The 19280-nt window shown below is 63.2% G+C and carries 18 protein-coding genes; 4 read left to right on the forward strand and 14 right to left on the reverse strand.

All coding sequences use genetic code 11. The annotated features are described in order from the left end of the window. Window positions 1-288: 288 nt before the first annotated feature. The 3 genes from IHE39_RS12855 (at window position 289) to IHE39_RS12865 (ending at window position 3276) form a co-directional block, all read left to right on the forward strand. The gene (locus IHE39_RS12855; protein ID WP_192566722.1) at window positions 289-981 is read left to right on the forward strand and encodes an antitoxin Xre/MbcA/ParS-like domain-containing protein; all 693 of its coding nucleotides are present in this window, start codon (window positions 289-291) and stop codon (window positions 979-981) included. Between the two features lie 314 nt (window positions 982-1295). After that, a complete protein-coding gene (locus IHE39_RS12860; RefSeq protein ID WP_192566723.1) occupies window positions 1296-2351 on the forward strand; it encodes a porin in 1056 nt (351 codons plus the stop codon). 160 nt (window positions 2352-2511) lie between these two features. Then, on the forward strand, window positions 2512-3276 hold the full coding sequence (locus IHE39_RS12865) for an IclR family transcriptional regulator (RefSeq protein ID WP_184770442.1): 765 nt from the start codon (window positions 2512-2514) through the stop codon (window positions 3274-3276). A 47-nt stretch (window positions 3277-3323) separates the two neighbouring features. Here the strand turns inward: IHE39_RS12865 and IHE39_RS12870 are convergent, their stop codons facing one another. From IHE39_RS12870 to IHE39_RS12880, 3 genes are all read right to left on the reverse strand, one after another. Next, on the reverse strand, window positions 3324-4499 hold the full coding sequence (locus IHE39_RS12870) for an aromatic ring-hydroxylating dioxygenase subunit alpha (protein WP_192566724.1): 1176 nt from the start codon (window positions 4497-4499) through the stop codon (window positions 3324-3326). 15 nt (window positions 4500-4514) lie between these two features. Beyond that, window positions 4515-5480, reverse strand: a complete 966-nt coding sequence (locus tag IHE39_RS12875; RefSeq protein WP_192566725.1) for a PDR/VanB family oxidoreductase — start codon at window positions 5478-5480, stop codon at window positions 4515-4517. Window positions 5481-5553: 73 nt separating this feature from the next. Beyond that, complete coding sequence (locus tag IHE39_RS12880) at window positions 5554-7221, reverse strand: thiamine pyrophosphate-binding protein (RefSeq protein WP_210327557.1); 1668 nt, start codon at window positions 7219-7221, stop codon at window positions 5554-5556. 315 nt (window positions 7222-7536) lie between these two features. Between IHE39_RS12880 and IHE39_RS12885 the strand changes: the two genes are divergently transcribed. Then, the gene (locus IHE39_RS12885) at window positions 7537-8721 is read left to right on the forward strand and encodes an amino acid aminotransferase (RefSeq protein ID WP_192566726.1); all 1185 of its coding nucleotides are present in this window, start codon (window positions 7537-7539) and stop codon (window positions 8719-8721) included. A 125-nt stretch (window positions 8722-8846) separates the two neighbouring features. On the opposite strand, the gene IHE39_RS12890 is transcribed toward IHE39_RS12885, so the two are convergent. Genes IHE39_RS12890 through IHE39_RS12940 form a run of 11 tightly spaced genes read right to left on the reverse strand, consistent with a single transcriptional unit; the run spans window position 8847 to window position 19257 of the window. Next, a complete protein-coding gene (locus tag IHE39_RS12890) occupies window positions 8847-10019 on the reverse strand; it encodes a 4-hydroxybenzoate 3-monooxygenase (RefSeq protein ID WP_192566727.1) in 1173 nt (390 codons plus the stop codon). A gap of 46 nt (window positions 10020-10065) precedes the next feature. Beyond that, window positions 10066-10734 (reverse strand): 4-carboxy-4-hydroxy-2-oxoadipate aldolase/oxaloacetate decarboxylase, encoded by a 669-nt coding sequence (locus IHE39_RS12895; protein WP_192566728.1) that lies wholly within the window; start codon window positions 10732-10734, stop codon window positions 10066-10068. Next, a complete protein-coding gene (locus IHE39_RS12900; RefSeq protein WP_192566729.1) occupies window positions 10731-11387 on the reverse strand; it encodes an RraA family protein in 657 nt (218 codons plus the stop codon). Before IHE39_RS12900 ends, IHE39_RS12895 begins: the two co-directional genes overlap by 4 nt. After that, window positions 11384-12046 (reverse strand): RraA family protein, encoded by a 663-nt coding sequence (locus IHE39_RS12905; RefSeq protein ID WP_192566730.1) that lies wholly within the window; start codon window positions 12044-12046, stop codon window positions 11384-11386. Before IHE39_RS12905 ends, IHE39_RS12900 begins: the two co-directional genes overlap by 4 nt. Then, window positions 12043-13059: a DODA-type extradiol aromatic ring-opening family dioxygenase gene (locus IHE39_RS12910; RefSeq protein ID WP_192566731.1), complete on the reverse strand. Its 1017-nt coding sequence runs from the start codon at window positions 13057-13059 to the stop codon at window positions 12043-12045. The genes IHE39_RS12905 and IHE39_RS12910 overlap by 4 nt, the downstream gene beginning before the upstream one ends. 50 nt (window positions 13060-13109) lie before the next feature. Then, window positions 13110-14135, reverse strand: a complete 1026-nt coding sequence (locus tag IHE39_RS12915; RefSeq protein WP_192566732.1) for an amidohydrolase family protein — start codon at window positions 14133-14135, stop codon at window positions 13110-13112. 41 nt (window positions 14136-14176) lie between these two features. Continuing rightward, window positions 14177-15838 carry an FAD-dependent oxidoreductase gene (locus tag IHE39_RS12920; protein WP_192566733.1) on the reverse strand — a complete coding sequence of 554 codons (1662 nt, stop codon included), beginning with the start codon at window positions 15836-15838 and terminating at the stop codon, window positions 14177-14179. After that, complete coding sequence (locus IHE39_RS12925) at window positions 15835-16245, reverse strand: Rieske (2Fe-2S) protein (protein WP_210327558.1); 411 nt, start codon at window positions 16243-16245, stop codon at window positions 15835-15837. The genes IHE39_RS12920 and IHE39_RS12925 overlap by 4 nt, the downstream gene beginning before the upstream one ends. Further along, window positions 16242-16541 carry a hypothetical protein gene (locus tag IHE39_RS12930; RefSeq protein WP_192566734.1) on the reverse strand — a complete coding sequence of 100 codons (300 nt, stop codon included), beginning with the start codon at window positions 16539-16541 and terminating at the stop codon, window positions 16242-16244. Before IHE39_RS12930 ends, IHE39_RS12925 begins: the two co-directional genes overlap by 4 nt. Before the next feature lie 11 nt (window positions 16542-16552). Beyond that, on the reverse strand, window positions 16553-17806 hold the full coding sequence (locus IHE39_RS12935; RefSeq protein ID WP_184770454.1) for an amidohydrolase family protein: 1254 nt from the start codon (window positions 17804-17806) through the stop codon (window positions 16553-16555). An 11-nt stretch (window positions 17807-17817) separates the two neighbouring features. Next, entirely contained in the window at window positions 17818-19257 is a 1440-nt protein-coding gene (locus tag IHE39_RS12940) for an NAD-dependent succinate-semialdehyde dehydrogenase (protein WP_192566735.1), read from the reverse strand. Between the last annotated feature and the right edge of the window lie 23 nt (window positions 19258-19280).

Below are 19280 nucleotides of genomic sequence, written 5' to 3' on the forward strand. Positions count from 1 at the left end.
ATCCGCTACGGCATCGATTGGACAAAGGTGCCTGGCCGATCAGCCCGACCGCGGAGGAGCCCCAAGGGGAGCGGATCGTGGCGCTGATCGCATCGAGGGGAGGGTATCGATGAAAAGCTGTCTTGCATTCGCGTGGCCGACAAGCAGGCCCGATGCCTTGTGCCGCTGCTGGCATTGACCGGCTTGAGCCGGCTTCCCGTCGATTGGCGGTGCCAGCTTCGCGGAAATCAACAAGCGCCCCGCGATCGAATCTCCAGCTTGATGCTCTCATGCATTGGCAAGGATTGAATGGAAATGGTTGAAGACATTCATGCGCATGGAATAAATCTTGTCAACAAATACACTGAATTCTTCTTCAGTGAATTGAAGAATATGTTCGCAGTTGAGGGTGAAAGTACTGGCTGGCCGGCACGGCAGCCAAGATTGCCCGGTGCTGTAGCCCGACCGTCAGCGGCGCAGCCACCGAGCAGCATATCGGCTGAGCTGCCTGATCTTGCCTCGCAATTTATCCGTGCCCTCGCTGTCGAGGCTTCCCGCCAGTGCCTGGCGAATGAGGGCGGGGATCCCGGAATGCTGGCGCAGCCTTCGGTCCTTGCGATGGCGCCGGCCCAACCCCGTGGCGGGGATCTCGACTCCATGACCATCGAAGAGTGGGCAGGCCGGGTCGCGGGAGCCACCTATCTGGAAGAGAATCTGCGCATACCGCGCTCCACCTTGCATCGGTGGTTTCGTTGCAACGAGGTCATCGCATTGCGAAAGGGGCGGCAACGCCACGTATTCCCCCTGGCGCAGTTCGTCGACGGAAGGCCTGCGTCGGGCATTCGCGAAGTGTTGGCGCACATCACTCATCCGCGGCAGGCCTGGCATTGGATGATACACCCCTCGCCGATGCTCAACGGTCGGACCCCGATCGAATTGCTCAAGCAGGATCTGGTCGGCGACGTCGTTTCCGCCGCAAAAGAGCATTCGCTAGCGTCATAAGTTTCGAGCGCCCGCCTGCGGGATCGAAGTGGCGTCCGTTTTTTATGTATAAATAACGTTCCATTTGTGCAGTTTGTGTTTGTTGTTTCATTTGTACATTACTGTTGTTGTTTTAATATCACTAGGCACTTAGATTCATCGAATTTTTGACGAAGTGTTGAATTTTGTTGTTTATCAATCAATCCAGTTGTGGATATTCAAGCTCACCGGAAACGCCACATCACAAAATGTTTCTGGCAGATAGGCGCTGAATATACTTTCAATATAAGAAAGTACTCTGTGTCATTTGAATCAATTCTACTGGAGGTTGGATAATGAATATCAAGAGCGTTCTTCTTGGCTCCGCTGCAGCCCTGATCGCCGTCTCTGGCGCCCGTGCGGCCGACGCTGTCGTCGTCGCCGAGCCGGAGCCGATGGAATATGTCCGCATCTGCGACGTCTACGGCGCGGGCTTCTACTACATCCCCGGCACCGAGACCTGCCTCAAGGTAGGCGGCCTGGTTCGCTACCAGATTGATTGGGCTGACACCGACAATGGCTGGAAGAAGTATTCGGCAGCGCGCCTCAAGCTCGATGCACGTTCGGAAACCGAATACGGCACCTTCCGCCGTTACATCGAACTGCATTGGCAGAACAATGGCGGCGAGTTCGGTACCACCTCGACCACGCCTCGGCCGTTCACCGACACGACCGACATGTGGATCCGCTATGCCTACTTCGAGGTCGGTGGCCTGATGATCGGCCGCAACGACACGCTGTTCGACGGCGGCATCGACGGCGAGTTCGATAAGGGTGGTGGCAACTTCATCAACCAGATCCGTTATACCTTCGACGCCGGCAACGGCATCGCTGTGTCGGTCGGCCTGGAAGAGGAAGACAACAACTTCGACTACGTGCCGCTCGTGACCGGCAAGGTCTCGATCGCCCAGGGTTGGGGTTCGGTCAACCTGTACGCCGCCTATGACGATCGCTTCTCCGAGTTCGCCCTGAAGGGCATCGTCAACGTCAAGGCAACTGACGCGCTGACGCTCCAGGCGGTTGCGACCTATGAGTCTGGTGCGACCTGGCTCGGCCTGATTGGCCCGTATTCGGGTTACGACTGGTCGATCGGCGGCTATGTGAAGTATCAGGTCAACGCAAGCCTGTCAGTCGGTGCTGGCGGTCAGTACTTCGGCGACCGTCACTACGGCGACTTCGTTACGGGCCAGACCGTGGACCTGAACGCCAACGACTGGGCCATCGGCGCCGTCATCGACTACAAGATCGTCGAAAACCTGAACGCCAAGCTGGCTGTCAATTACAACGACGGCGACAGCTATCCGGTGGACGGCTCGTTCTCGGGCTTCCTGCGTCTCGACGCTTCGTTCTGATCTGTTGCTGAACTGATCTTGGCAAACCCGGTTTCCAGTCACCGGGTTTGTCTTTTTCCTGCGTCATAGCTGGGAATTTTTCGGGGTGGTTGTCTCGAATTTCGTGAATACTTCTTGCTATGCGTGACATATAACAGGCCACGCGCAGCGGAAGGACAGCATGAGACGGTCGAACCAAGACAATGACGACGAGCAGGGATCCTCGTCAACGGTAAAAAGCGTCGAGGTCGCGGTCCAGATTCTCGACGCGCTGGCCGACGCGCCGGGTCCGGTGCGCGTGACCGAGCTTGCGCGTTCGCTGGACATGACCAAAGCCAGGGTTTCCAGGCATCTTCAGACGCTCACTCGCCTCGGCCTTGTCGACCACGCCCGCGAGGGCGAAGGCTACGTCTTCGGCCGCAAGCTGTTCAAGTTCGGCCGAGCCGCTGTCTACCGCAGCAATGTCGTCGAGATCGCGCGGCCTTATCTCAACGAGCTCTGCGCCCAGACCGGCCATACCGCCTTGCTGACGACGCCGATCAAAGGCGGCGCGATGGTCGTGCATGCGGTGCCCAATCCGTTCGAGCCCGGCATCATGGTGCAGCCCGGCATGGTGCTGAGCTTGCCGGGATCGCCGGCTGCCCGGCTGTTTTACTACTTCGAAAACAAGAAGCCGGTGCCGCCGCGGGTCGTCGAGAACCTGACGGCATATGGCGTCGACTTCGAAACCGACACGCGCGGCAATGGGCTTGGCGGCATCGCCGCGCCGATCTTTGAGGCCGACGGCCAGATCTGTGCCTCGCTGGGGGTCATCCTGTCGTCGTCGCTGCTCGTTCCCGAGCCGGACGTCCAGTTGCTCTCGACCGTGAGATCGGTCGCCAGCGAAATCCAGAGGCGTTACGCCGACGGCGTCAACCCGCCGCTGATGCCAGGGCAATCAAGCTGACGACAATGTTGCCGGCTCGCAGGTAAGCTTCCAAGCCGGCAACTCGATCATGCCCTGGGCACGACGCGCGATCCGGCCTCGAGCTCGACCAGCGCCTTAGCCGGGTCGAAGACAACGCCCATTGGATCCTTGCCGTTGGCTACCGCGTCGACCTGTTGGCGCAGGACGCGGCGCAGCATGCCGATGCCCTGGTCAGTCGAGGTCAGGTTTTCTTCCGAGTGGAAGGTGATCGGTCCCTGTCCGACCTGCGCCTCGTAATCTCCCGGTAGTTTCTGGTGCTCTTGTTCCGACAGTTCGTGCCAGAGCTTGCCGGCATATTTCGAGCGGATCTTGGCCAGCGTGCCGGCTTCGCTGACGCGGCCGACCGAGTAGATGCGGAACGACGTATCGTCCATCGGCAGCACCCAGCCGAGCAGGCTGCACGGACCGTCGACGGTTGCGACCGGACTTGCCACCGCGCGTACGGTCGGCAGCACGGCTTCGGTGATGCGCTGGTGCTCGCCGACTTCGAGGTCGCGCAACTGCAGGCTGGAGACGCCGCGTGGCGTGTAGTGGAAGGTCACGCGCGGCATCAGGCTCATCTTGGAATTGAACTGGTCGCCACTGAACGAGCCGTGCAGGATCGGCACGTGGAAGGGATCAAGCACGTTTTCATAGTGCTGGAGCCAGTTGCAGTCGACGATGACAGGGCCGCCGCTGCCGATGCTGCTGTCGTCGGTTTCGAGAAACTCGCCGGAGCCGAGGTCCTCGAGCACATCGTAGCTCGGCAGCACCGGCTTGCGGTCGTGAGGCCCCATATAGGCAAAGATCAGGCCGTATTTTTCTTCCAGTGGATAGTGCGGCTGGCGCACATGGCCGCGCGTCTTCGCGCCCATTTCAGGCTCGCAGGGCTGTTCCAGGCAGTTGCCCTCGGTGTCGAACAGCCAGCCATGATAGCAGCAGCGAATGCCAGTTTCCTCGACGCGGCCATAATAGAGCGACGCGCCGCGATGGGCGCAGCGCGGATGCACGAGGCCGGGCCTGCCTGCGCCGTCGCGAAACAGGATGAGCTCTTCGCCTAGCGCCAGAATCTTCCTTGGTGTGGACGTGGCGTCTTCCGACAGGCCGACCGGGTGCCAATAGCGGCGCAGCAGTTCGCCCATCGGCGTTCCGCGCCCGACCTCGGTCAATTCGGCGAAGTATGTCGGCTTTGGCAAGGCATAGGCCGATCCGTCTTTGGTCATTGTTGGTTTCCTCCCCTAGCGGTCGAGCCGCAACAGCGCTGTCGTGGCGCGCGAACAGCAGATCATCATCGAGTTTCCGGCCGCGCGTTCGCCGTCGCTGAGCACCTTGTCGCGATGATCGGGCACACCCTCCAGAACGCGGGTTTCGCAGGTGCCGCAGACCCCGTTGCGGCACGATGAGGGGGCGTGGACGCCGGCCTGTTCGAGCGCATCGAGGATTGTCTGCTCGGCACCAACCTGGATGGAGAGCCCTGACTTGTTCAGCACGACCGTGAAGCCGCCATCGTCGGCAGCCGGCACGCTCGGGGTGAAGGATTCGCAATGCACGCTGGATGGATCGCGCGACGAAGCGGCCTCCAGGAATGCCTGCAGCATCGGCGCGGGGCCGCAACAATAGAGCTGCGCATCTGGTGCTGCCTGAGCGACGATCCGGGCAATATCGAGCAGGCCATCGTTTTCGCTGTCGACATGAAGGCGGACATTGTCACCAAGTGCTGAAAGCTCGTCAAAAAGCGCGCACTCGGCCCGTGAGCGCACTGCATGATGCAGTGTCCAGTCGGCGCCGGTTTCGTGCAGCCGTCGCGCCATGGCGAGCAGGGGTGTAATGCCGATGCCGCCGGCAATCAGAACCGAAGCGGCTTTGGTGTCCGCAAGCGCGAAGCTCGAACGTGGCTGCGAAATCCTGATGCGATCGCCGGGCCGTGCGTGTGCATGAAGCCAGCGCGAACCGCCGCGTGTCGCCCTGTCGAGGGCAACGGCGATACGGTAGTCGGCGGCATCTGGCGTGCCGATCAAAGAGTATTGCCGCACCAGCCCATCGGGGAGATGGACATCGATATGGGCGCCGGCTTCGAAGGAAAGCAGGGGCCGGCCATTGGCGGGCCGAAGGTCATACGAAAGGACCGTAGGCGTTTCGTATGAAATCCGACGCACGATCACCTCGATCGTCGCGTCGGTTGTCTGCTGGTGACCGTCGTTCATATCAGCGGCCATCCCAAAGCCGTATCAAGGGAGGGCCCGACCGCGCGTCCGCGGATGCCGGGCCTGGTGAGGTTCAGCCCAGCGGGTTGGCCGGTGGCGTGACAGGCGAAGGCACGAAGGGGTGGATCAGTGCCCAGGGGCTCGGCATCTCGCTGACCGAGACGGCAATCAGGGCAGGTCCCTTGCTGTCTTTTGCCCGCGTCAGCGCAGCGTGAAGTCCAGACGGTGAGTCCACCTTTTCAAAGGGCAGTCCGAAGGCACTTGCCAGATGCGCGAAGTCGGGATTGGCAAGCTCGACAGCGAAGGTGTCGCCGAAGGTGCGCTGCTGGATGCGGCGGACATTGCCGTAGTGCCCGTCGACGAACACCACGACAGACATGTTGCAGCCGTCGCGTGCCAGTGTCGCCAGTTCCTGCATGCCCCAGCCGAAGCCGCCGTCGCCATTGAGCGAAACCACGCGCCGGTCTGGATTGCCGTGGGCAGCGCCGAGTGCTGTGTTGAAGCCGTAGCCCAGCGTGCCCTGGTAGCCCGGGGTGACGTAGGAATTGGCGGCATGGACCGGGAAGGCGATATTGGAGAAGTAGCCGACCTGGGTCAGTTCGCTGACCAGGATGTCGTCGTCGGCCATGCTGGAACGAATGGCCCTGACATAGTCGGTCTGCGGCTGGATCGCGTCGGTCTGCGATGCCGACCAGGCCTTGACCTTGCCGATCTTTTCGGTTGACGAGGCGCGTGCGTCGGACGGCAGTGCCTCGAGCAGCGCTTCGGCGGCGGCGGTCGCGTCTGACAGCACCAGGCAGCCCGGCGCGCGTGGCGCTCCGGCTGCACCCGCATCGACATTGACGTAGACGTATTTGGTGTCGCCGCTGGCGTGGGTCGGCCGGGCGATGCCGTCGATGAACCGGGTTCCGACCGCAACGATCACGTCGGCATGGGGGAATACTGCGCGTCCGCCAAGCGATGTCAGGGCAAGCGGGTGGTTGTCATCAAGCAGTCCGCGTGCACCGTCGGTCATGACGACGGGCGCCTGAAGCCGCTCGGCGAGCGCCTGGATGGCTTTGCCGGCACCGGATGCGGCTGCACCGCCGCCGACCTGGATGACCGGAAACTTCGCCTGCGCCAGCATGGTCGCGGCAGCCTTGACGGCGTCGGCCTGCGGTTCGAGCCGGTTGAATTCGGCGCGCTGCAGGATTGTCGTCACGCCCTTGGCCTGCAGCACGTCGGGTGGCAGCTCGATGGCGACCGGGCGCGGATGGCCCGAGCGCAACTGCACGAAGGCTTCGTGGACGAGCGCAGGCACATCTTCGGGGCGATGCGCGATGCCATGCCACTTGGTCAGCGACTTGAGGATGCCGCTTTGGTCCGGAATCTCGTGCAGCATGCCATGCTTCTGGCCGATCAGCGTCGAAGGGATCTGGCCCGAGATGCACAGTACGCGCGAGCTGCAGGCATAGGCGGTGGCGAGGCCGGAAAGCGCGTTGAGCACGCCGGGGCCGGGCACGACCATGAACACGCCTTCACGACCGGTGGTGCGGGCATAGCCGTCGGCCATGTAGGACGTCGCCTGTTCATGACGCGGCATGATGTAGCGAATGCGATCCGGCTGGCTGCGGATCGCGTCCACCGCCCAGTCGAGCTGAATGCCGGGAATGCCGAAGATGTCGGCCACGCCTTCTTCCAGGAGCTGGGCAACCAGTGCCTGTCCTCCGGTCAGCTCCATAGGTTCGTACTTCCCGCTCACGCCGCTCTTCTCCGGTTGGTTTTGATCGTAGGGCGGGCTCTGACCAGGGCCGTCTAGCCGGCCGAGGAGTGTCCCAAAACCCTGCGAGCAGTCACATGAAATGCAAAGTCGTCTCATAATGCGTTACATCGTCTCGCTAGTCAATGGCAAAACGCGACATCCGATCCTGGCCCGTGGCTCTACAGGCACCCTGTCGTGTGACATCAGGAAAAATGGTAGAGGACGCGCGCCACAAGAGGTCAGCTTGATGAGTCCGAGTTGACCATGTTCAAAATACGCGATAAAGTCTCATAATACGAGACAATAGAGGGTGATATGTTTTCAAATCTCTCCACGCCGACAGCCGATCCGCTGCTCGGGATGATGCAGCAGTTTCGCGACGACCCGAGCGCCGACAAGGTCGACCTCGGCATCGGCATCTACAAGGACGGGCAGGGCAACGCACCGGTGCTGGCAACGGTCAAGCAGGCGGAAGCTTTCCTGGTGGAGAACCAGAAGTCGAAGGCTTATGTCTCTTCGGCCGGCAATGAAGACTACAATCGCTTGACGCGGGAACTCATCTTCGGCGCCAACAGCGGCCTGCTCGCGCGTTCGCAGGCGATCCAGACGCCGGGCGGCACCGGCGCTTTGCGTGTCGCCGGCGATTTCGCCCAGAGCGTGAAGCCGGGCGCCAAGGTCTTCCTGCCGGATCCGACCTGGCCGAACCATCCTTCGCTGCTGGCCGCTGCTGGCCTCCAGGTGGTCCGCTACCCCTACTACGATGTTGCCTCGGGCAAGCTGCAGTTCGACCGGATGGTCGAGGCGTTGCGCGCCGCGGGTCCCGGCGATCTGGTGCTGTTCCATGGCTGCTGCCACAACCCTGGCGGTGCCGATCCGAGCCTGGCGCAGTGGGCTGAAATCGCCGAGCTGCTCGCCTCGACCGGCGCAACCCCGCTGATCGACCTTGCTTATCTCGGCTTCGGCGATGGACTTGTCGAGGATGCCGCCGGCGTCCGGCTTCTGGCCGAGCGCGTTCCTGAAATGCTGATCGCCAGCTCCTATTCGAAGAACTTCGCGCTCTATCGCGAACGCGTCGGCGCGCTGACGGTGATGGCCAAGGATGAAGCCGCGGCCAGCCGCGCGCACGGCCACATGCTGCCGGTCGTCCGTTCCAACTACTCGATGCCGCCGGACCATGGTGCTTCGGTCGTCGCGCATATTCTCGGCGATGCCGCTCTGCGCACGACCTGGGAAGGCGAAGTCGCCGAAATGCGCGGACGCATCAACGGCATGCGCGAAAAACTGGTGGCAGCACTTGCCGGCCGCACGACGCGCGACTTTGGCTTCCTCGGGGTGCAGCGCGGGATGTTCGCCATGCTCGGCATTACGCCGGCCGCCGCCGAGCGGATGAAGGTCGAGCACCATGTCCACATCACCAGCTCGGGCCGCGTCAACGTCGCTGGCCTGACCGACAACAATGTCGCTCACGTCGCCAACGCCATCGTGGCCGTCTGCGGCTGAGGTCGTCGACAGCGCCTTTCCGGCTGAATGAAACAAGGGCGACGTTCCAATATGGAGCGCCGCCCTTTCGCTTCGTCGAGATGTAACCGGGACCAACTCGCGCCGTGTCCCGGCCCGGGCCGGCTTCAGATTTCGTAGGGCAGGCCGAGCTGGGCCTTGCGCAGCCGCTGCTGTCCGATCTCGGTGTTCCCCCAGTGGTTCAGCGTCTGGTACTGCATCCGGGTCTGGAAACTCGTCTGTCCCGGGAAGATGTGCAACGCCTCGCACATCGAGCAGGCCCAGTGAACGGTCGGCCAGATGCGGCGCAGGCACATCTGCGAATAGCTGTCGAGCAGCGTCGTGTCGTTGGTCGTCAGCAGCCGACGGATGGCTTCGGCCATGATGCGCGCGTCGCCGACGGCGAGGTTCAGGCCCTTGCCGCCGCTTGGCGGCACGATGTGCGCGGCGTCGCCGGCAATGGCGAGCCGGCCGTGGCGCATCTTCTCGCAGACATAGCCGCGCAGGCGGGCAACGCTGCGCTCGATGATCGGGCCGCGATTGAGCTGCGCTGCTGTGCCGTCGTCCATGCGGATGTCGAGTTCATCCCAGATCTGCTGATCGCTCATCGCATTGGGATCGGCGTCTGTTTCAACCTGTAAATAGAGCCGGCCGACCGAAGCCGAACGTGCGGAGGCAACAGCCAGGCCGCGCGTCGAATGGGCAAAGCCACGACGGGCGGCGAGCGGTGCCGCCTCGGCCAGGATGCCGAGCCAGGCAAACGGGTATTCGGTCAGGAAGACATGCTCGTCCGAGCCCGGAATATGCCTGCGGCTGACGCCATGGTAGCCGTCGCAACCGGCGATGAACTGGCACTCCAGAACCTTGTCTTCGCCATTGTGGCGGTAGTGAATGCGCGGTGCGTTTTCGATATCGTCGAGGCTCGATACGTCGGCTTCAAAGACGATCGGCAAGCCGTCGGCCTCGCGCTGGAGAATCAGGTCCTCGACGATCTTCTGCTGGCCATAGGTGGTCAGGTGCCGGCCGGTGCCGTCGTCGAGCGAGATGTCGGCCTTCTGCCTGTCCCAGCACAGCTGCATCGAGCGCATCGGAATGCCCTCGCGATTGAGGCGTTCGCCCATACCGTAGGCCCGTAACGTATCGACAGTACCCGCTTCAAGGACGCCGGCGCGCACGCGCTCGAGCACATAGGCACGCGTGCGCCGTTCCAGGATCACCGAGTCTATGCCGTTGAGCTGGAGAATACGCGCCACGAGCAGGCCGGCTGGCCCGGCGCCGATGATCCCGACCTGAGTTTTCATGAGTTCACCTGTTGCTGCTGATGAAGTTGCGGCGCCGTTTCCGGCGTCAGTACTCAAGGCCCTTGTCTTTGAGCCTGGCCCGCAAATTGAAGAGATCGAGGCTGAGCACGCCCTTGGCGAGTTCGGCGCGTTTGGCTTCCTCGTCGGCGATACGCCGTTCGGAGAGTTGTGCCACGGTATCGGCCAGCTCCCGAGGAATGATCACCACGCCGTCGTCGTCGGCTACGACGACATCGCCGGGATTGACCACCGCACCGGCACACGAGACCGGCACGTTGACCGAGCCGATCGTTTCCTTGACCGTGCCCTGGGCGCAGATCGCCGTCGACCAGACCGGGAACTTCATCTGGGTGAGGTCGCGGATGTCGCGGACGCCGGCGTCGATGACGAGGCCGATGCCGCCGCGCGCCATGACCGACGTTGCCAGAAGGTCGCCGAAATAGCCGGCGTCGGAAGGTGAGAACGGGGCAACGACCAGGATGTCGCCCGGCTTGATCAGTTCGATCGCCACATGGATCATCCAGTTGTCGCCAGGCGGCACCAGGACCGTGACGGCACTTCCTGATATGGCGGCACCGGGATAGATCGGCCGCATCCTGGAGCTCATCAGTCCGGTGCGGCCAAGAGCTTCATGGGTGGTGGCGACGCCGGCTTTGGCTAGCCGGGCGATGGTCGCGCCGTCGGCGCGCTCGATGTTGCGGATGACCTTGTTCATGACCGGCGCGTCTGCAGCGAGTGATAGCGAAACTTGGTGCGGGCATCGCGCAGCGACATGCCCTCGGTGATAGCCTGCCGGATGGCGTTTTCGGCGGTGGCGATCTCGTCGGCGAGGTCCAGAACCTCCGACGCGCGCTCGCTCGGAATGACGACGACGCCGTCGGCATCGCCAACGAGAATGTCGCCCTGGCGAACCAGCGCGCCGCCGATCTCGACTGTTATGCCGGTCGCGTCGACCTGGACGCGGTCCTTGCCGGTCTTCATCGAATAGCTGCGCGAGTAGATCGGGTAGTCGAGCCGAAGGCACAGGTCGACGTCGCGGCAGGCGCCGTCGATCACCGTGCCGGCAAGGCCCTTGTGACTGGCGAGCTGGGTCATGATATCGCCCCAGACAGTGCAATCCTCGCGGCCGCGATTGTCGAGCACGACGACAGTGCCGGCCGGAAGGTCGTCGATGAAGTCGCCGACATTGCCCGGCGCCAGAACGTCGACAGGGACGTAGCGGACGGTGAAGGCGCGGCCGACGAGCCGGAACTTGTGGTCGCGTGGCTTGATGCCCCGGCAGACACCTTCGATGCCAAGCCGGTCCATGGCGTCGGACAAGGTGGCGCAGTCGTGGTTGCCGGCGCGTTCTACGGCCTGGTCGGTCATTGCATTGCCTCGAGCATGTCTTCGTAATCGGCGCCCAGCACCTGCGAGACCGGCTTGCCGGACTTCAGGGCCTCGACCATCAGGCGTTCCTTGGCCGCGATGCGCTCGGCGGTCCGGATCACCTTCTCCGCCTCGTCGGCGGCAATGAATACCGCGCCCGAACCGTCCGAGATGACGTAGTCGCCGGGGGCAATCGTCACCGCCTCGATGGTGACGGGCACATTGGTTGCGACTTCGTGGACGCGGCCGCGTGCCGTGCGCACCGTTGTCGCACGGGCAAAGATGGGAAAGTCGAGCCCGTTGGCTTCGTCGACGTCTCGCAACGGGCCATCGACGATGACGCCTTGTATCCCGGCAAGGCGCGCAGCCTGGGTCAGCACGCCGCCCCAGCCGCCGGCGTCGATCCCGGGATGCGAAACCACGATGATGGAATTGGCGTCGCCGGCCTCGATGGCGCGGGCACCAAGATGCACCTTGGGGCCCCCGGCTGGCGCTGGGCCCTTGGCGAGGGCAACGGTGACGACGCGCCCTGCGACAACGCCGCCGCCGGAGCGGCGGGCGATGCCGGTGACAGCACCAGTCAGCCCGAGCGCGTCAAGCGCATCCGAGACCGAGCAGGCATCGAGCTGGCGCAGCCGTTCAAGCAGCTCCGTACTCATGATTTGACGCCCCACCAGTACATGCCTTGCGCGGTACCGGTGCCGGCCGGCGAGCGGTAGCAAGGGACGTAGGCCACTTCGTGGAACTCGGTGTCGTATGCTTCCATGACGCCAGCGGTGGTGATCCAGCTCTTCATCTCCGAAGTGCCCGACTGGAGCTCCGAGAGCGGGATGCTCTTGAGGAACTCGGCATCCTTTTCGCGCATCGCCTGCATGAAGCGGGCGTCCCAGTCCTCGTCGATGGTAAAATGGCTCATGCCGCCCGAGCCGAAGACGACGACGCGGGCGTCGCTGTTCCAGGAGCGGATGGCTTCGCCGACGACCTGGCCGAACTTGTAGGAGCGCCGAGCGGTCGGCTGATTCGGCGGGAAAAAGGTGTTCTGGTAGATCGGAACGTTGGGAATGACCTTGTCGCGCATCACCTGGCGGTAGATGTGGCCGAAGGCGTGACTGATGCCGGTCGTGCGCGGATTGTGCGTCGGCAGCTTGGGTGAGACGGTGATGTCGAACTCATTGTCGACCAGATTGCCGATGATGTGCTTGGCGAGTTCCGGCACCGTATCGTATTCGCGGTACTCTTCCGGTGCGTGGCCGGCTTCGCCCTCGGCGACACCCGGTGGCATCAGCCGGCGGCCTTCTTCGGTCGCGGGATGATGGCGGATCTTGTCGCCGTAATAGATCATGTAGGGCGGGCTCAGGTCCTCGCCGTAGATCTCGTGCTGGTCGTTGCCGAAGATGATGGCGACGTCGGCCTTCATCGCATCGAAGGCGTCGGCCAGGCGTTCGCTGGCGACGTGGCACTTCTCGTAGTTGGCGGTCATCGCCTCCATCGTGCTGCGTTCGGCAAGGTTCTCGTCCTTGCGCAGTTCGCAGAGCTGGTCGAACGTATAGACGCCGCCGCGGAACGGATGCTGCCGCGTGCGGTCCGACTGGACGCGCAGCAGCCATTTGTCAGGCGTGGTGTGCAGTTGCGGCCCGTGAGCCGTGCAGATGAATCCGACTATTTTCGCCATAGGGTAGCCTCCATGTTTGCCAAGGCTGCGCTTCAGGTGACCTGGGTTGATCAGGCTTCGATGTTGAAAAGCCGTGCGGCATTGCCGCCCAGGATTGCCTTGCGTTCATCATCTGAGATGAACGACAGACCGTTGATGTGTGGGATGATGGTGTCGAAGGTCTCGCCGGTTTCCGGATCGATGGACGAACCGACTCCAGGCATTTCTGCGCCATAGAGGCACTGCGAAGCGCCGACCACCTTGACCAGCAGCTCGATCGCGTCGCGCGAGTAGAGCACTGTGTCGAAGTAGAGCTTCTGCAGCCGATCGCGGAACCGAACGCCTGACGAGGACATGCCGTTGCGCGGCACGGTGGTCGCATCGAAGCGGCCGAGCTGGTAGGGGATCGCGCCGCCGCCATGGCTGACCAGGATCTTGAGGTCCGGGAAGTCATCAAGCACGGTCGACTTGCACAGGCCGTAGACCGCGGTGGTCTCTTCGTTGATGAAGTGCAGCGAATAGGGCTCGCGCTCAGGCGCCCGCGAACTCGCCGAATGGATGTGGCCGACGACATCCAGCTCGCAGAGCTTTTCGTAGAGCGGATACCAGTAGCGGTCGCCCATCGGCGGTGCCATGCGGCCGTTGTTTTCGAACGGATCGGGATTGATCAGGCAACCGCGAAAGCCGAACTCCTTCACGCAGCGTTCGAGTTCGCCAAGCGCTTCGGTAATCGGGCTGTCGCCGGTCTGCGGCAGGCCGGCGACGCCGTAGAAGCGCTCGGGATAGAGCGCGCATTCCTGCGCGATGATGTCGTTGGCATATTCGACGTACCAGTGGACGAGCTTCTTCGGTTCTTCCGAATGCATCAGCTGGAACGGGCGTGGCGACAGCATCTGGATGTCCACGCCGGCCTGGTCAAGGCAGGCGAGGTGGCCCATCGGCGCCATCTCGACGCGCTTGAACGCCTGCTCCAGCGCTTCGTTGGAAACCGGCGGCGCCTTGCGGCCATGCGCGCCGCGATGCGACAGGATGCTGGCCTTGTAGGCGGGAAGCTGATGCGGCACCGCCATGTGTGCGTGACAGTCGATGATTTTCATCGGGCACTCCAGAATTCCAGTAAGGTTCGCATGGGCCCGCCTCAGTTCACTGCGGCGGCAGTGCCGGTGATGGTATCGAGCAGAGTGTCGGGGGTCGCCGGGCATGCATCGCCGCGCCAGGCGACGTGCCTGTCTGGCCGTGACAACACAAAGGCTTCGGCATAAGGGCCACAGCCTTCGTCACCGGGCACGACGTCGAGCAGCTGGATCGGGATGCCGCGCGCCGCTGCCGCGGCCAGGAACGCCGACGCATCGCGGGCCGGGTCGAACCGCAGCAAGGTGTAGTCGGGGCCCATCGCGTCATAGAGCGAGCGCTTGTCCCCCAGCCAGATGTGCGGCGTGCGGCAGCCGGGCACCGTCGACGGTGTGAAGTCGGCCATCGAATAGGCCGGCTGTGCTGCGCCATCATAGGAAATGATCGGCGAGCGGTCGTAGTAGTAGCCAAAGTTGAGGCCGCCGCAGCAATATTGCTGGACGTTGAGGTTGTAGATCTTGCGTCCCAGTGTCTCGCGCGCGGCAGCGCCGGCCGGTGTGTCGTCCTCGATGTCGACAGGCACCACCTTGCGTTCCTTGGCCATGGCGTGGGCATGGTTCATGGCGAAGACCGAGACCTGCTCGGTGATCGGCTGACGTTCGGCGGCGTAGGCGTCGAGCATGCCTGATTTGCCCCAACCCGAGACGTTGGCGGCGAGCAGCCAGCCAAGGCACTCGGCGTCGGCGATGCCGGCGTTCATGCCATAGCCGGCGTAAGGCACCCAAAGATGTGCTGCGTCACCGCAGATGAAGACCCTGCCCTTGTGGAAGCTGTCGGCGACGAGGCGACGGCCGAACCAGTCTTCATTGGACAGGACTTCATAGGAAAAGTCCGGGCCGACGCCGAGGATCTCGCGGATCGACCAGTCACGGTCGACGCTGTCGAAGTCCGGTTCGTCGTCGCGCAGATAGTTGTGCACCAGCCAGGTCTCGCGGCCGTCGATGGCATAGACGTTGCCGCTGCGTCGCGGATTGAGTGAAAAGCTCGCCCATGCCGGCGCGTCGTTCATCAGGCCGAGCAGCTGCGGTGAACGGATGTAGGTCGACTGCACGCGCTGGACGACGGCGTCGCCGACAAGCTTGGCGCCGATGTCGCGGCGGACCTGCGAACGGCCACCATCGCAGCCGGCGAGGTAGCGCGCCGAGATCGTCGTCTGCTCGCCAGAGTCGATATTGCGGGCGCTGATCTCTACCCCGTCTGTGGTCTCAGCGTGCGACAGATATTCGGTGCGGTTGAGCACCGTCAGTCCCGGCATTGCCACTGCGTGTTCGAACAGGATCGGCTCGAGGAAGAGCTGGTTGATCCGGTGCGGCGGCTCGGCCGTCGGCCAGTCGGTATCGGGCCCGCCGGTTGCCGTGAAGCGGTCGCGCCGGCAGGGGATCGGGATGCGGGTAATCGCCTTGCCGGTCATCGAGGTGCGATAGGCGATGTCGTTGGCATAGTCCTCGGGCAGACCAGCGTTGCGCGCAGCATTGGCCACGCCCAGACGCCGCAGGATCTCCATCGAACGCGCCGAGACGTGATTGCATTTGACGTTCGGCGGCTCGCCGCGATGGCGAGTCTCCAGGATCGTCACCGCCACGCCGCGCTGCGCCAGGATCATGCCCAGCGTCAGCCCGACAGGTCCCGCGCCGACAATGAGGACGTCGGTCTTCAGCGCCGAGGTCATGGCCGAGGCTCCCTGACGGTCAAAACAACGTCGCCGTTGCTCACCTGCACAGGAATGGGCGTCAGCCCGACATTCTTATCGATCGGATGGCGACCGGTGAGCATGTCGAACTCGAAGCCATGCCAGGGGCAGACGATGTGCAACTGCTCCTTGGAGAAGCCGAGGCCGAGGCTCTTGCCGTTGTCGGCCACCAGCTCCAGCGTGCGCGGCATGATCTTGCCCTGGCACACCGGGCCGCCCATGTGCGGGCAGATGTTGAGATAAGCGCGGACTTCCTCGCCGACGAAGTAGACGCCGATGCCTGTGCCATCGACGTCGATGACCATTCGCTGGCGCTTCTTGAGTTCGTCGTGCCGGCCCAGCACGATCTGCCGCGACGTTCCCGCCGCCATGTCGGCGCCGCTCACGATGCCCTCCGGAACCACATGGCGAGGTCGAACACGTTGAGGTCGGCGGCGCGCAGAAGCTCACTGACCAGGACTGCGGTTTCGGTGGCGGTCAGAGCGTCCTGGTTGACTGGCGGGAAAATCTTGTCCGACTTCTCGACCTTGGCCGCGTAAAGCTTTCCAAGAGCGGCGAGTGCGACTGCGATGTCGGCCTCGCTGATCTTTTCGAGCGTTCCCGAAGCAAGGGCCTCGTCTGCTGCCGCTGCAATTGACGCGGCTGCCGCGCTGAAACCAGCGCCATGTTCTGAAGTTATCATTGTCTGTGCCACTACGATGCGGTTTTCGGGCGATTGGCGAGGACGTCCTCGGCCAGCGGCTTGCGGCGTGCCGTATCCAGCTTGAACAGCCGCGCGGCGTTCAGGCCGAGGATGTTGCGCTTGGCCTGTTCGGAGAGGAAAGGCAGCGAGTCGATGGTCGCCGGCGAGTCCCAGTCCCAGTGCGGCCAGTCCGAGGAGTAGAGCAGCTGGGTCTCGGCGTTCATCGCCTCCATGGTCGCTTCAAGAAGCTTCATGTTGGTGCGTTCGAGCGGTTGGCTCGTGTAGTACATCTCGCGCATGTATTCGCTCGGCAGCCGCTTGAGGCCGGGCGCCTCGCTTGGCCGCATCAGCACCTCGTGGTCGAGGCGCTGCATCAGGAACGGGATCCAGGCGAGGCCGCTTTCCACCCAAAGCATGTTCAGCTTGGGGAAGCGCTCCGGCATCGCGTTGACGATCCAGTTGGTGAGGTGGATCTGGTTGTAGTGGGTGAACGACAGCGCATGCATCGACAGGAAGCGGTTGAGCTGGGCGAAGGACGGATCGCCCCAGTGGTAGCCGGAGTGGAAGGCCAGCGGCTTGTCCAGTTCCTGGATCATCGAATAGAGCCGCATGTAGCAGTCATGGTGGACCGGCTTGTTGCGGGTCGAGCAGACGGTGAAGCCGATGATGCCTTCGGTGTCGCCGTAGCGCTCGACGAGCTCCTCGCACGCCTCGGGCGAATTGAAGGGCAAATAGAGCAAGCCCTTCATGCGGCTGTCGATCGGCAGGATGCGTTCGATCATCCAGCGGTTGAACGCCTTGGCCAGCGCCACCTCGATCTCATCCTGCGGATGCATGCCGAGCAGCAGCATGGCGCTAGGGAACACCACCTGGTAGTCGAGACCCATCGCATCCATGCTGCGGCGGGCGGTCGAGATGAAGCGGTGGACGCTGTCGTCGTTCACCGGCTCGCGCCGGCCCTGGTGGCCGATGCGGCCGCCGACACTCTGCAGCGACAGGCCCGGCGAGATGTTGAGCAGGGCGTTCGATCCGCCGAAGCCCTTGACCTGGTGCTGGCCGATCTGGCGCAACACGTCGTTGTCGATCAGGTCGATGATCTCGGACCAGAAATGGTCTTCCGAGACGTGGGCATCGACGTCGACGATAAGATAATCGTCAAAGTTCCTCGCCGCCTGGCGCGTGGCGTGCGCGAGCACATCGCGCGAGTCGGTCGAGCCGGTGATTTCACCGATCTCACGGAAGTTGGGAATGGAATGCTCGGTCATTGCGCTACGCTTCAACCCTGTGTCACGAATTTGGTCACGAGATAGCTGTCCAGGCCTTCCGACCCGCCTTCGGAGCCGTAGCCACTTTCCTTGACGCCGCCGAACGGGGTCTCGGGCGTCGTCAGCACCATGTTGTTGATTCCGACCATGCCGGACTCCAACTCGTCGCCGATGCGTGTGGCGGTGGTGGTGTCGCGGGTAAAGGCATAGGCGGAGAGACCGAAGGGCAGCCTGTTGGCCTCGGCAACGACCTCGTCGAAATCCTTGAACCGGCGCGTCACCGCAACCGGGCCGAACGGCTCCTCGTTCATGATCCGCGCTTCGTTCGGCACGTCGGTCAGAACTGTGGGCTGCCAGAAGTAGCCGCGGTCGCCTGTCCGTTCGCCACCCAGTTCAACGCGCGCCCCGGAGCGTTGCGCGTCCGAAACCAGGCTTTCCATGGCGTCGATGCGGCGACCGTTCGCCAAAGGTCCCATCTGGGTCTCCGGATCGAGGCCGTCGCCCAGCCTCAGCGAGGCTGCGACTTCACGAAACCTCGCGACAAACTTGTCGTGGATCGACTCGTGCAGGTAGAACCGCGTCGGCGTGATGCAGATCTGGCCGGCATTGCGATACTTCGACCGCGCCGTCATTTCGGCTGCCTTCTCGACGTCGGCGTCGGCGAAGACGATGGTCGGCGCATGGCCGCCGAGTTCGAGCGTCGCCGGCTTGACACCGTCGGCGGCCAGCCTGGCGAGATGCTTGCCGACGCGGGTCGAGCCTGTGAACGAAATCTTCTTGATCACCGGCGATGCGATCAGATGCGTCGAGATCTGGTCCGGCACACCGAAGACGATGTTGAGCACACCATGGGGAAGGCCGGCATCGGCAAGGGCCTGGGCGATCGCCAGGGTTGGCGATGGCGTTTCCTCGGCCGGCTTGGCAATGCACGAGCATCCGGCGGCAAGGGCCGCGGCGATCTTGCGCGCCGGGATGGTGACGGGAAAATTCCACGGCGTGAACACGGCGACCGGGCCTATCGGGTCGCGGAACACCAGGCTGCGCACGCCTGAGGTGCGCGACGGAATGATGCGTCCATAGGCGCGGCGGCCTTCTTCGGCGTACCAGTCGAAGATATCAGCAGCGCCATGCACCTCGGCCATCGAATCGCCGACCGGCTTGCCTTGCTCCAGCGTCATGGCACGGGCGATGCCTTGTGCGCGTTCACGCAGCAAACCCGCCGCGCGGCGCAGAATACCGTAGCGCTCGAATGCCGAAACCTTGCGCCAGGAACGGTATGCGGCTGCGGCCGCAGCGAGGGCATCGTCCAGGTCGGCTGTGGTTGCGACCGGGATTTCGCCGATGGTTTCGCCGCTGGCGGGGTTGATGACCGGCAGGATCTCGCGATCGTTCGCCCGAACCCTCTCAGAACCGATGCGCAACGAGCGATCTATCTGACCTTCTGTGACCATGTCCCACTCAACTGATTGAAATT

This window comes from Aminobacter carboxidus (assembly GCF_014863355.1).
GTDB lineage: Bacteria > Pseudomonadota > Alphaproteobacteria > Rhizobiales > Rhizobiaceae > Aminobacter > Aminobacter carboxidus.

What these genes read in the sequence shown, in the direction of transcription:
- IHE39_RS12875 (WP_192566725.1), bottom strand. Translation starts at nt 5,480, where the DNA reads ATGAACGACGGTCACCAGCAGACAACCGACGCGACGATCGAGGTGATC.
- IHE39_RS12870 (WP_192566724.1), bottom strand. Translation starts at nt 4,499, where the DNA reads ATGACCAAAGACGGATCGGCCTATGCCTTGCCAAAGCCGACATACTTC.
- IHE39_RS12920 (WP_192566733.1), bottom strand. Translation starts at nt 15,838, where the DNA reads ATGACCTCGGCGCTGAAGACCGACGTCCTCATTGTCGGCGCGGGACCT.
- IHE39_RS12855 (WP_192566722.1), top strand. Translation starts at nt 289, where the DNA reads ATGGAAATGGTTGAAGACATTCATGCGCATGGAATAAATCTTGTCAAC.
- IHE39_RS12900 (WP_192566729.1), bottom strand. Translation starts at nt 11,387, where the DNA reads ATGACCGACCAGGCCGTAGAACGCGCCGGCAACCACGACTGCGCCACC.
- IHE39_RS12915 (WP_192566732.1), bottom strand. Translation starts at nt 14,135, where the DNA reads ATGAAAATCATCGACTGTCACGCACACATGGCGGTGCCGCATCAGCTT.
- IHE39_RS12940 (WP_192566735.1), bottom strand. Translation starts at nt 19,257, where the DNA reads ATGGTCACAGAAGGTCAGATAGATCGCTCGTTGCGCATCGGTTCTGAG.
- IHE39_RS12890 (WP_192566727.1), bottom strand. Translation starts at nt 10,019, where the DNA reads ATGAAAACTCAGGTCGGGATCATCGGCGCCGGGCCAGCCGGCCTGCTC.
- IHE39_RS12885 (WP_192566726.1), top strand. Translation starts at nt 7,537, where the DNA reads ATGTTTTCAAATCTCTCCACGCCGACAGCCGATCCGCTGCTCGGGATG.
- IHE39_RS12935 (WP_184770454.1), bottom strand. Translation starts at nt 17,806, where the DNA reads ATGACCGAGCATTCCATTCCCAACTTCCGTGAGATCGGTGAAATCACC.
- IHE39_RS12905 (WP_192566730.1), bottom strand. Translation starts at nt 12,046, where the DNA reads ATGAGTACGGAGCTGCTTGAACGGCTGCGCCAGCTCGATGCCTGCTCG.
- IHE39_RS12865 (WP_184770442.1), top strand. Translation starts at nt 2,512, where the DNA reads ATGAGACGGTCGAACCAAGACAATGACGACGAGCAGGGATCCTCGTCA.
- IHE39_RS12860 (WP_192566723.1), top strand. Translation starts at nt 1,296, where the DNA reads ATGAATATCAAGAGCGTTCTTCTTGGCTCCGCTGCAGCCCTGATCGCC.
- IHE39_RS12895 (WP_192566728.1), bottom strand. Translation starts at nt 10,734, where the DNA reads ATGAACAAGGTCATCCGCAACATCGAGCGCGCCGACGGCGCGACCATC.
- IHE39_RS12910 (WP_192566731.1), bottom strand. Translation starts at nt 13,059, where the DNA reads ATGGCGAAAATAGTCGGATTCATCTGCACGGCTCACGGGCCGCAACTG.
- IHE39_RS12930 (WP_192566734.1), bottom strand. Translation starts at nt 16,541, where the DNA reads ATGATAACTTCAGAACATGGCGCTGGTTTCAGCGCGGCAGCCGCGTCA.